We start from the raw sequence: 12505 nt of genomic DNA, 5'->3' as shown, positions 1-12505 counted from the left end.
CGCCGATCATACCCGCATTAAGAGAAGCTGCGAAGCAGCATCGCGAGAAAGCTGACCATGGTTGAAAATAGCGAACTACGCAAAGCCGGCCTTAAAGTGACCCTGCCACGGGTCAAGATCCTGCAAATGCTCGACTCCACCGAGCAGCGTCACATGAGTGCCGAGGACGTCTACAAGGCGTTGATGGAAGCTGGCGAGGACGTCGGTCTGGCCACGGTTTACCGTGTTCTGACCCAGTTCGAAGCGGCTGGCCTCGTGGTCCGTCACAACTTCGACGGCGGCCACGCGGTATTTGAACTGGCTGACGGTGGCCACCACGACCATATGGTCAACGTGGAAACCGGTGAAGTCGTCGAATTCGTCAGCATTGAAATCGAAAAGCTTCAGAAGGCAATTGCCGAGGAGCACGGTGTCGAGTTGGTGGATCACAACCTGGTGCTGTACGTGCGCAAGAAAAAGTAAGCATGTCGCGCGAATTTCACATTCGCGAAACGAACGAAGGCGACCCAAGGGTCGCCTTCGTGCTTTCTGTCGTTGTCAAACCTTGGTGGTGACAACCATTTTTTTCGCGTGAGCCAGGGATTCCTTGGTCAGATCGATGCCGCCGAGCATGCGCGCCACTTCTTCTATACGGTCGTTCTTGCTCAGTTTGGAGACGGCGGTGTGAGTCGCCTCTTCACCGCGCACTTTGTGCACAAACAAATGCTGATGACCCTGCGCTGCCACTTGCGGCAAGTGCGTGACGGTCAATACCTGGCCGCGATCGCCGAGACGGCGCAACAGTTGGCCGACAATTTCTGCGGTCGGCCCACCGATGCCGACGTCCACTTCGTCGAATACCAGTGTCGGAACGCGGGATGTCTGCGCGGTGATCACCTGAATCGCCAGGCTGATCCGTGACAGCTCGCCGCCGGAAGCGACTTTTGCCAGCGCCTTCAGCGGTTGCCCCGGGTTGGCGCTGACTAGCAATTCGACCTGCTCCAGCCCGTTGGGCAGCAATTCGTCGCTGCTATTGGCCTTCAGTTCGATAGTGAATCGACCACCCGGCATGCCCAGTCGCTGAATCTCCTGCTCAACCGCACTGGCGAGACTGCCGGCAGCCTGATGCCGCAAATCGCTCAGTTCCCGCGCCTTCTCTTGATAGTGGCGGGCGTATGAGGCCAGCTCTTCACCCAAGCGCTCGATGGATTCGTCATTGGCGTTGAGGGTTTCGATTTCATCCAGCAGTTTCTGCTGCATTTCACCGACTTCGGTGGGTTGAATCCGATGCTTGCGCGCCAAGGTGTAGATCGCGTCGAGACGTTCTTCCAGATATTGCAGGCGCGCTGGATCGGCATCGAAGTTATCGAGGAAACGATTGAGTTCACCGACGGCCTCTTCGACCTGGATCTGCGCGCTGGTCAGCAAACTGCTGGCTTCGCCCAGTGCGCCAACGGAATTGTTCACGCTCGACAGGCGATTGAGGCTGGCGGTCAGCGCATTCAGCACATTGCCGGAATCGCTTTCGCTGCATTGCTCGACCACTTGCCGACAGATGCCTAGCAGGGTTTCAGCGTTGGTCAGGTTTTTGTGTTCCTGCTCCAGTTGCTCCAGTTCGTTATCGCCCAAGCCGAGATTTTCCAGCTCTTCCAGTTGATAGCTGAGTAATTGATGGCGGGCGCGTTGTTCGTCACCGGAATTGGAGAGACGTTCCAGCTCCTGGCGAGTCTGGCGCCAGCGCTGGGCGGCGAGTTGAACCTGGCGGGCAAGATCGTTGGCGCCGGCATATTCGTCCAGCAAGCGGCGATGAGTATCGGTTTTCAGCAGGGATTGGTGTTCGTGCTGGCTGTGGATATCGATCAACAACTCGCCCAATGACTTGAGGTCGCCGAGCGGGCAGGGCGTGCCATTGATGTATCCGCGTGAACGACCTTCCGAGGTGATTACCCGGCGCAGAATGCACGGGCCATCAGTATCCAGATCGCGCTCGGCCAGCCACGCGCTGGCTTCAGGAATGTCCGCCAAATCAAAGGTCGCGAGGATATCTGCCTTGTCAGCGCCGGGACGGACCACGCCGCTGTCGGCGCGATCACCCAAGGTCAGGCCCAGTGCGTCGAGCATGATCGACTTGCCGGCGCCGGTTTCGCCCGTGATCACGCTCATCCCGCGATCGAGTTCGAGATCGAGATGTTCAACGATGGCGTAGTTATGTACGGACAGGTGCACCAGCATAAAGGCCGCTCCCAAGCTAAAGGTCTGGTTATTTATACAGTGTTTCGTTTCGCGCTGACAATGCCCTCCCTTAGCTCGATTTGCTTGAACCGCAGATTTGCTTAGCTCATCGAGGAATGAAGATTCGACACTTTTTTGTAGGGTTAATGTTTGCAGGCCCTTGAAGCCTGATTTTGCGGCCCCATATATCGGGGCAGAAGCGCGAGTCAGGCTCGCGGACGAAATTGAAAGGAGAATTCTATGGCTGACGAACAGACAGTAGATACGCAAAACCCAGAAGCCAATCAGGCGCCCGAAGGTTCGGGTGATGACCTGGCGACCCGTGTACAAGTGCTCGAAGAGCAATTGGCCGCCGCGCAGGATCAATCTCTGCGTGTTGCTGCTGATCTGCAGAACGTCCGTCGCCGTGCCGAGCAGGACGTCGAGAAGGCGCACAAGTTTGCCCTGGAAAAATTTGCCGGCGACCTGTTGCCGATCGTCGACAGCCTGGAGCGCGGCCTCGAGCTGTCGAACCCGGACGACGAAAGCATTCGTCCGATGCGCGAAGGCATTGAGCTGACGCTGAAAATGTTCCACGACACCCTCAAGCGTTATCAGCTGGAAGCGATCGATCCGCACGGCGAACCGTTCAACGCCGTTCAGCATCAAGCGATGGCCATGCAAGAAAGCGCCGACGTAGAACCGAACAGCGTTCTGAAGGTGTTCCAGAAGGGTTACCAGCTCAACGGTCGCCTGCTGCGTCCGGCCATGGTTGTGGTCAGCAAGGCGCCTGCGCCAATTTCGCCTTCGATTGACGAGAAGGCTTGAAATTAGCCGCAAGGCCCCCATTTAGAAGTCAAGCGTTTAAGTATTACCGCAGTCAGCCACCACTGCTGCGGCAAAAAAATCCAAAGTTTCGGGAGAGTTAACATGGGCAAAATTATCGGTATCGACCTGGGGACCACCAACTCCTGCGTCTCCGTGCTGGAAAATGGCAAAGCAAAAGTTATTGAAAACGCTGAAGGCGCGCGTACCACGCCGTCGATCATCGCTTACGCCAACGATGGCGAAATTCTGGTAGGTCAGTCGGCCAAGCGTCAGGCTGTGACCAACCCGCACAACACCCTGTACGCAGTAAAGCGTCTGATCGGTCGTCGTTTCGACGAAGAAGTTGTGCAGAAAGACATCCAGATGGTCCCTTACAAGATCGTCAAGGCTGACAACAACGACGCCTGGGTTGAAGTGAACGGCCAGAAAATGGCACCGCCACAAATCTCGGCTGAAATTCTGAAAAAGATGAAGAAGACCGCCGAAGACTACCTCGGCGAGACCGTGACCGAAGCGGTGATCACCGTTCCGGCCTACTTCAACGACAGCCAGCGTCAGGCGACCAAAGACGCCGGCCGCATCGCCGGTCTGGACGTAAAACGCATCATCAACGAACCGACCGCAGCTGCTCTGGCTTACGGTATGGACAAGGCCAAGGGCGATCACACCGTGATCGTTTATGACCTGGGTGGCGGTACCTTCGACGTTTCCGTGATCGAGATCGCTGAAGTTGATGGCGAGCACCAGTTCGAAGTTCTGGCCACCAACGGTGACACGTTCCTCGGTGGTGAAGACTTTGACATTCGTCTGATCGACTACCTCGTTGACGAATTCAAGAAAGAAAGCGGCATGAACCTCAAAGGTGACCCGCTGGCCATGCAGCGCCTGAAAGAAGCCGCTGAGAAAGCCAAGATCGAGCTGTCGTCCGCTCAGTCGACCGACGTCAACCTGCCGTACATCACTGCAGACGCGACCGGTCCTAAGCACCTGAACGTGAAGATCTCGCGTGCCAAGCTCGAAGCACTGGTTGAAGACCTGGTTCAGCGCACCATCGAACCTTGCCGCATCGCCATGAAAGACGCTGGTCTGGACGTTGGCGCGATCAACGACGTGATTCTGGTCGGTGGTCAGACCCGTATGCCGCTGGTGCAGAAGCTGGTTACTGATTTCTTCGGTAAAGAAGCGCGTAAAGACGTTAACCCGGACGAAGCTGTTGCCATGGGTGCAGCGATTCAGGGCGCCGTTCTGGCCGGTGACGTGAAAGACGTTCTGCTGCTCGACGTCAGCCCGCTCACCCTGGGTATCGAAACCATGGGTGGCGTGATGACCGCGCTGATCGAGAAAAACACCACGATTCCTACCAAGAAATCGCAAGTGTTCTCGACTGCCGACGACAACCAGGGCGCTGTGACCATTCACGTGCTGCAGGGCGAGCGTAAGCAAGCCACTCAGAACAAGTCCCTGGGCAAGTTCGACCTGGCCGACATTCCACCTGCTCCACGTGGCGTGCCGCAGATCGAAGTGACCTTCGACATCGACGCTAACGGCATCCTGCACGTTGGTGCGAAAGACAAGGCGACCGGCAAGACTCAGTCGATCGTGATCAAGGCCAACTCCGGTCTGTCCGACGAAGAAATCGAGCGCATGGTGCGTGACGCCGAAGCCAACGCTGAGGAAGACCGCAAGTTCGAAGAGCTGGCCGCTGCCCGTAACCAGGGTGATGCACTGGTTCACTCGACGCGCAAAATGATTGCTGACGCGGGCGACAAAGTCACCGCCGAAGAGAAGACTGCGATCGAAGCCGCTGTGGTTGCTCTGGAAGCCGCTGTCAAAGGCGACGACAAGGCTGCTATCGAAGCCAAGGTTGAAGAGCTGTCGAAAGTCTCCGCTCCGGTTGCTCAGAAGATGTACGCCGAACAGGCGCAGCCAGCTGATGGTGCAGCCCCGCAAGGCGAATCGGCTGAGAAGGCTGACGACGTTGTCGATGCAGAGTTCGAAGAAGTCAAAGACCACAAGTAAGTTGTTGGTCGGCCGGTTGACTGCCTTTAGGCAGTGACTGGTAGGATGTCGCCGCGCGGGAGCTAGCTCCCGCGTTGGCGTATCTGGAATACGCGAATTTTTACAGCATGCGACAAGGTTCGGATGTTGGTGGTATGGCCGGGAATGCTCCTGCTTTTCGTGCCGAAAGTACCGCAAGAAACAAAGACCAGGATCGTTGAATTGACGTGAGTTGGGTCCGGGCCTGTATTGGGGCTCAACGAGTTTGGCGATCCTCAGGAGGGGTTTGCCGAACGTCCTCAAGAGTGCAGAAGACTTATGGCAAAGCGTGACTATTACGAAGTGTTGGGTGTTGAGCGCGGCTCAAGCGATGCGGACCTGAAAAAGGCTTACCGTCGTCTGGCGATGAAGCACCACCCGGACCGTAATCCCGATGACAAAGCGTCGGAAGAAATGTTCAAAGAGGCCAACGAGGCCTACGAAGTGCTGTCCGACTCCAGCAAGCGTGCGGCGTACGACCAGTACGGTCATGCCGGTGTCGACCCGAGCATGGGTGGCGGCGGTGCCGGTTTCGGCGGTCAGAACTTCTCGGACATCTTTGGTGATGTCTTCAGTGATTTCTTCGGTGGCGGTCGCGGCGGTTCCCGTGGCGGCGCTCAGCGTGGCAGCGACTTGCGCTACACCCTGGAGCTGAATCTGGAAGAAGCGGTGCGCGGTACGTCGGTGAATATCCGCGTTCCGACACTGGTCAATTGCAAGCCGTGCGACGGTTCGGGTGCCAAGAAGGGCTCCTCGCCATCGACGTGCCCGACCTGTGGTGGCATCGGTCAGGTGCGCATGCAGCAGGGCTTCTTCTCGGTGCAGCAAACCTGCCCGCGTTGCCATGGCCAGGGCAAGATCATTTCCGATCCGTGCGACTCCTGCCACGGTGACGGTCGCGTTGAAGAGTACAAAACCCTGTCGGTCAAAGTGCCGGCCGGCGTCGACACCGGCGACCGCATTCGTCTGTCCGGCGAAGGCGAGGCGGGTTCGCAGGGCGGGCCGACTGGCGACCTGTATGTAGTCATCAACGTGCGCGAGCACGACATCTTCCAGCGTGATGGCAAACATCTGTTCTGCGAAGTGCCGATCAGCTTCGTCGATGCGGCGTTGGGCGGCGAGTTGGAAATTCCGACCCTCGACGGTCGCGTCAAACTGAAAATTCCCGAAGGCACTCAGACCGGCAAGCAGTTCCGCGTGCGCGGTAAAGGCGTGGCGCCGGTACGTGGCGGCGGTGCGGGCGACTTGATGTGCCGTGTGGCAGTCGAGACGCCGGTCAATCTGAATCGTCGTCAGCGCGAACTGCTGGAAGAGTTCCGCAGCTCGCTGGCGGACGACAACAGCCACTCGCCGAAAACCACTGGCTGGTTCGACGGTGTGAAGCGCTTCTTCGGCGATCTGTAAGGAGTCCGCATGCGACGTATAGCTGTGATGGGCGCTGCTGGGCGCATGGGCAAGATTCTGGTCGAAGCCGTGCAGCAGCGTGCGCCGCTGACCGGGTTGACCGCTGCCGTGGTTCGTCCGGGCAGTACGCTGATCGGCGTTGATGCCGGTGAGCTGGCCTCGCTGGGTCGTATCGGCGTGCCGCTGTCCGGGCATATCGAAGCTGTGGCTGAAGAGTTCGATGTATTGATCGACTTCACCCTGCCGGAAGTTATGCTGAAAAACCTCGCGTTCTGCCGCAAGGCAGGCAAAGCGATGGTTATCGGTACCACTGGCCTCGACGCTGGGCAGAAACAGTTGCTGGCCGAGGCGGGCAAGGATATTCCGATCGTGTTCGCGGCCAACTTCAGTGTCGGCGTCAATCTGTCGCTGAAATTGCTCGATATGGCGGCGCGCGTGCTGGGTGATGAAGCGGACATCGAAATTATCGAAGCTCATCACCGTCACAAGATCGATGCGCCGTCGGGTACGGCGTTGCGCATGGGTGAAGTGATTGCCAGTGCGCTGGATCGTGATCTGCAGAAGGTTGCTGTTTACGGTCGAGAAGGTCACACCGGCGCTCGTGAGCGTGAAACCATCGGCTTCGCCACTGTGCGTGGTGGTGATGTGGTCGGTGATCACACCGTGCTGTTCGCCTGTGAAGGTGAGCGTCTGGAGATCACGCACAAGGCTTCGAGTCGCATGACTTTTGCCAAGGGCGCGGTACGTGCTGCGTTGTGGCTGGATGGTCGTGAGCCGGGTCTGTATGACATGCAAGACGTGCTCGACCTGCGTTGATACACTGCTGAACCCGGCGCAAACGCCCTGTTTGCGCTGGTTTTTCTCCGCTTGGCGACGACCTGTCGCATTCTCCGGCCTTTTAGGCTCTTTAGCGGTGGACCAAAAAAGCCTTTTTCTGTAAGCTACAGCTTTAGTGTGTCCACTAAAAGCGCGCAGAATAATTCAGTGAAGAAGCGGGGTGACGTGTCCATACGTCACTCCGCTTTTTTACAACCTGCGATCGCCCTTTCATGCGTTATTTACGGGAGGTCTTCTTGACTAAGCCAGCCATACTTGCCCTTGCTGATGGCAGCATTTTTCGCGGCGAAGCCATTGGTGCCGACGGTCAAACCGTTGGTGAGGTGGTGTTCAACACCGCAATGACCGGCTATCAGGAAATCCTTACCGATCCTTCCTACGCCCAACAGATCGTTACCCTGACTTACCCGCACATCGGCAACACCGGCACCACTCCGGAAGATGCCGAGTCCGACCGCGTCTGGTCCGCTGGCCTGGTCATCCGTGACCTGCCGCTGGTAGCGAGCAACTGGCGTAACACGATGTCCCTGTCCGACTACCTGAAAGCCAACAACGTTGTGGCCATCGCCGGTATCGACACCCGTCGCCTGACCCGTATCCTGCGTGAAAAAGGCGCTCAGAACGGCTGCATCATGGCCGGCGACAACATCTCCGAAGAAGCGGCCATCGCCGCTGCGCAAGGCTTCCCGGGCCTGAAAGGCATGGACCTGGCGAAAGTCGTCAGCACCAAGACCCAATACGAATGGCGCTCGACTGTCTGGGATCTGAAGACCGACAGCCACGCGACCATCGACGCTTCCGAGCTGCCTTACCACGTGGTTGCTTACGACTACGGCGTCAAGGTCAACATCCTGCGCATGCTGGTCGAGCGCGGCTGCCGCGTCACCGTGGTGCCGGCTCAGACCCCGGCCGCTGATGTGCTGGCACTGAAGCCGGACGGCGTGTTCCTGTCCAACGGCCCGGGTGACCCGGAGCCATGCGACTACGCGATCAAGGCGATCAAGGAAGTGCTGGAAACCGAAATTCCGGTATTCGGCATCTGCCTCGGTCACCAACTGCTGGCTCTGGCCTCCGGCGCCAAGACCCTGAAAATGGGCCATGGCCACCACGGTGCCAACCACCCGGTGCAGGATCTGGACACTGGCGTGGTGATGATCACCAGCCAGAACCACGGCTTCGCGGTCGACGAAGAAACCCTGCCAGCCAATGTGCGTGCGATCCACAAATCGCTGTTCGACGGCACCCTGCAAGGCATCGAGCGCACCGACAAGAGCGCGTTCAGCTTCCAGGGCCACCCTGAAGCGAGCCCCGGCCCGAACGATGTCGCGCCACTGTTCGACCGCTTCATCAACGAGATGGCCAAGCGACGCTAAGCGTTCGCCTTGAGACTGTAGAGAGAAGCCCCTCGAGGGCGGCCCCGACACCGGTGGCCCCCTCGAGACTTCAGAAATCGATCAAGACGGCTTGCCGACTGACCTGCGGATTTGAGTGACAAACCCATGCCAAAACGTACAGACATTAAAAGCATCCTGATTCTCGGCGCTGGCCCGATCGTTATCGGCCAGGCCTGCGAATTCGACTACTCCGGCGCCCAGGCCTGCAAAGCCCTGCGCGAAGAGGGTTACCGCGTCATCCTGGTGAACTCCAACCCGGCCACCATCATGACCGACCCGGACATGGCCGACGCCACCTACATCGAACCGATCAAGTGGCAGACCGTTGCCAAGATCATCGAAAAAGAACGTCCGGACGCGGTGCTGCCAACCATGGGCGGCCAGACCGCTCTGAACTGCGCCCTGGACCTCGAACGCGAAGGCGTTCTGGAAAAGTTCGGCGTAGAAATGATCGGCGCCAACGCTGACACCATCGACAAGGCTGAAGACCGTTCGCGTTTCGACAAGGCGATGAAATCCATCGGCCTGGCGTGCCCGCGTTCCGGTATCGCCCACAGCATGGAAGAGGCCAACGCGGTTCTCGAAACCCTCGGCTTCCCGTGCATCATTCGTCCGTCCTTCACCATGGGCGGCACCGGTGGCGGTATCGCTTACAACCGTGAAGAGTTCGAAGAAATCTGCGCCCGTGGTCTGGACCTGTCGCCGACCAAAGAGCTGCTGATCGACGAATCGCTGATCGGCTGGAAAGAATATGAAATGGAAGTTGTCCGCGACAAAAAGGACAACTGCATCATCGTCTGCTCGATCGAAAACTTCGACCCGATGGGCGTGCACACCGGTGACTCGATCACCGTTGCTCCAGCGCAAACCCTGACCGACAAGGAATACCAGATCCTGCGTAACGCCTCCCTGGCGGTACTGCGCGAGATCGGCGTCGAGACTGGCGGCTCCAACGTTCAATTCGGTATCTGCCCGAACACTGGCCGCATGGTCGTGATCGAGATGAACCCGCGCGTATCGCGTTCCTCGGCCCTGGCTTCGAAAGCCACCGGTTTCCCGATTGCAAAAGTCGCGGCCAAACTGGCTGTGGGCTACACCCTCGACGAACTGTCGAACGACATCACCGGCGGCAAGACTCCGGCGTCCTTCGAGCCGTCGATCGACTACGTTGTGACCAAGCTGCCGCGCTTTGCCTTCGAGAAATTCGCCAAGGCTGACGCGCGACTGACCACTCAGATGAAGTCGGTTGGTGAAGTCATGGCCATCGGCCGTACCTTCCAGGAATCCCTGCAGAAAGCTCTGCGCGGTCTGGAAGTCGGCGTTTGCGGTCTGGACGAGAAGCTCGACCTGAGCAACCCGGAAAGCATGAGCGTGCTCAAGCGCGAACTGACCGTGCCGGGCGCCGAGCGTATCTGGTACGTGGCGGACGCTTTCCGCGCCGGCATGACCGTCGAAGAAATCTTCGGCATGAACATGATCGACCCTTGGTTCCTGGTACAGATCGAAGATCTGATCAAGGACGAAGAGAAGGTCAAGACCCTCGGTCTGTCCGCGATCGACCGCGACCTGATGTACAAGCTCAAGCGCAAAGGCTTCTCCGATCAGCGTCTGGCCAAGCTGCTGGGTGTGACCGAAAAGAACCTGCGCACGCACCGTCACAAGCTGGAAGTGTTCCCGGTTTACAAGCGCGTTGACACCTGCGCCGCCGAGTTCGCCACCGACACCGCATACCTCTACTCGACTTACGAGGAAGAGTGCGAAGCCGCGCCTTCGGGTCGCGACAAGATCATGATTCTGGGTGGCGGTCCGAACCGTATCGGCCAGGGCATCGAGTTCGACTACTGCTGCGTGCACGCCGCCCTCGCTCTGCGCGAAGACGGCTACGAAACCATCATGGTCAACTGCAACCCGGAAACCGTTTCCACTGACTACGACACTTCCGACCGTCTGTACTTCGAATCGGTAACCCTCGAAGACGTGCTGGAAATCTGCCGCGTCGAGAAGCCGAAAGGCGTGATCGTCCAGTACGGTGGTCAGACTCCGCTGAAACTGGCGCGTGCCCTGGAAGCGGCTGGCGTGCCAATCATCGGCACCAGCCCTGACGCTATCGACCGTGCCGAAGACCGTGAGCGCTTCCAGCAAATGGTTGAGCGCCTGAACCTGCGTCAGCCGCCAAATGCCACCGTGCGCAGCGAAGACGAAGCGATTCGTGCCGCCAGCAAGATCGGCTACCCGCTGGTAGTGCGCCCATCCTATGTCCTGGGTGGTCGCGCGATGGAAATCGTTTACGAAGAAGAAGAGCTCAAGCGCTACCTGCGTGACGCGGTGAAAGTGTCCAACGACAGCCCGGTGCTGCTCGACCACTTCCTCAACTGCGCCATCGAGATGGACGTGGATGCGGTCTGCGACGGCAAAGACGTGGTGATCGGCGCGATCATGCAGCACATCGAACAGGCTGGCGTTCACTCCGGTGACTCCGCTTGCTCGCTGCCGCCGTACTCGCTGCCGGCGCACATCCAGGACGAGATGCGCGAACAGGTCAAGAAAATGGCTCTGGAACTGGGCGTTGTCGGCCTGATGAACGTGCAGTTGGCTTTGCAGGGCGAAGACATCTACGTCATCGAAGTCAACCCGCGCGCTTCGCGTACCGTACCGTTCGTGTCGAAGTGCATCGGTGTCTCCCTGGCCATGATCGCTGCCCGCGTGATGGCTGGTAAGACCCTGAAAGAAATTGGCTTCACCAAGGAAATCATCCCGAACTTCTACAGCGTGAAAGAGGCGGTGTTCCCGTTCGCCAAATTCCCTGGCGTTGACCCGATCCTCGGCCCAGAGATGAAGTCGACCGGTGAAGTGATGGGCGTCGGCGACACCTTCGGTGAAGCATTCGCCAAAGCCCAGATGGGCGCCAGCGAAGTGCTGCCGACCGGCGGTACTGCGTTCATCAGCGTTCGCGACGATGACAAGCCTCTGGTTGCAGGCGTGGCCCGCGATCTGATCAACTTGGGTTTCGAAGTGGTTGCCACTGCCGGTACTGCCAAGCTAATCGAAGCCGCAGGCCTGAAAGTGCGCCGTGTGAACAAGGTGACCGAGGGTCGTCCGCACGTGGTCGACATGATCAAGAATGACGAAGTCACCCTGATCATCAACACCACCGAAGGTCGTCAGTCGATCGCTGATTCGTACTCCATTCGTCGTAATGCCTTGCAGCACAAGATTTACTGCACCACCACTATTGCTGCTGGCGAAGCTATCTGTGAAGCGCTGAAGTTCGGTCCGGAAAAGACCGTGCGTCGCTTGCAGGATCTACACGCAGGATTGAAGGCATGATCAAATACCCAATGACTGTCCAGGGCGCTAAAGCCCTGGAAGAAGAACACGCTCACCTGACCAAGGTCGTTCGTCCGAAGCTCAGCCAGGACATCGGTACGGCCCGCGAGTTGGGTGACTTGAAAGAAAACGCTGAATACCATGCCGCACGCGAACAGCAGGGCATGGTCGAAGCGCGGATTCGTGATATCGAAGGCCGGATTCAGAATCAGGTCATCATTGACGTCACGTCGATTCCGCACACCGGCAAAGTGATTTTCGGTACTACCGTCGAAATCGCCAACGTCGAGACCGATGAAAGCGTCACTTACCACATCGTGGGTGAGGATGAGGCTGACTTCAAACTCGGCAAGATTTCGGTTGGCTCGCCTTTGGCCCGTGCCTTGATTGGCAAGGAAGAGGGCGATGTGGTCGCCGTGAAAACGCCGAGCGGCGTGATCGAGTACGAGATTGTCGAAGTCCGTCACATCTGAAAAAGGGCGCCCGCT

At 58.3% G+C, this 12505-nt stretch carries 9 protein-coding genes; 8 read left to right on the top strand and 1 reads right to left on the bottom strand.

Features of this window, described 5'->3' with window-relative positions:
* The first annotated feature begins 57 nt into the window (after positions 1-57).
* Positions 58-462 (top strand): ferric iron uptake transcriptional regulator, encoded by a 405-nt coding sequence (gene fur / locus ACOYXE_RS18605; RefSeq protein ID WP_064119476.1) that lies wholly within the window; start codon positions 58-60, stop codon positions 460-462.
* A gap of 75 nt (positions 463-537) precedes the next feature.
* On the opposite strand, the gene recN is transcribed toward fur, so the two are convergent.
* Positions 538-2211 (bottom strand): DNA repair protein RecN, encoded by a 1674-nt coding sequence (gene recN, locus ACOYXE_RS18600; RefSeq protein WP_460926392.1) that lies wholly within the window; start codon positions 2209-2211, stop codon positions 538-540.
* A gap of 240 nt (positions 2212-2451) precedes the next feature.
* On the opposite strand from recN, the gene grpE reads away from it, so the two are divergent.
* The 7 genes from grpE (at position 2452) to greA (ending at position 12490) form a co-directional block, all read left to right on the top strand.
* Entirely contained in the window at positions 2452-3018 is a 567-nt protein-coding gene (gene grpE / locus ACOYXE_RS18595; RefSeq protein WP_007915219.1) for a nucleotide exchange factor GrpE, read from the top strand.
* A gap of 102 nt (positions 3019-3120) precedes the next feature.
* A complete protein-coding gene (gene dnaK, locus ACOYXE_RS18590; RefSeq protein WP_007915221.1) occupies positions 3121-5037 on the top strand; it encodes a molecular chaperone DnaK in 1917 nt (638 codons plus the stop codon).
* Between the two features lie 297 nt (positions 5038-5334).
* Complete coding sequence (dnaJ, locus tag ACOYXE_RS18585) at positions 5335-6459, top strand: molecular chaperone DnaJ (protein ID WP_160055779.1); 1125 nt, start codon at positions 5335-5337, stop codon at positions 6457-6459.
* A 9-nt stretch (positions 6460-6468) separates the two neighbouring features.
* Positions 6469-7275 (top strand): 4-hydroxy-tetrahydrodipicolinate reductase, encoded by an 807-nt coding sequence (gene dapB, locus ACOYXE_RS18580; RefSeq protein WP_160055781.1) that lies wholly within the window; start codon positions 6469-6471, stop codon positions 7273-7275.
* A 257-nt stretch (positions 7276-7532) separates the two neighbouring features.
* Positions 7533-8669, top strand: a complete 1137-nt coding sequence (carA, locus tag ACOYXE_RS18575; RefSeq protein ID WP_007915228.1) for a glutamine-hydrolyzing carbamoyl-phosphate synthase small subunit — start codon at positions 7533-7535, stop codon at positions 8667-8669.
* A gap of 126 nt (positions 8670-8795) precedes the next feature.
* Positions 8796-12017 carry a carbamoyl-phosphate synthase large subunit gene (gene carB / locus ACOYXE_RS18570; RefSeq protein ID WP_160055783.1) on the top strand — a complete coding sequence of 1074 codons (3222 nt, stop codon included), beginning with the start codon at positions 8796-8798 and terminating at the stop codon, positions 12015-12017.
* The gene (gene greA / locus ACOYXE_RS18565; protein WP_064119469.1) at positions 12014-12490 is read left to right on the top strand and encodes a transcription elongation factor GreA; all 477 of its coding nucleotides are present in this window, start codon (positions 12014-12016) and stop codon (positions 12488-12490) included. Before carB ends, greA begins: the two co-directional genes overlap by 4 nt.
* Positions 12491-12505 lie beyond the last annotated feature (15 nt).

The sequence above is a fragment of the Pseudomonas sp. MC6 genome, assembly GCF_054790575.1.
Note: the sequence above shows the minus strand (reverse complement) of the source record. Positions and strands in the feature narration are given on the sequence as shown.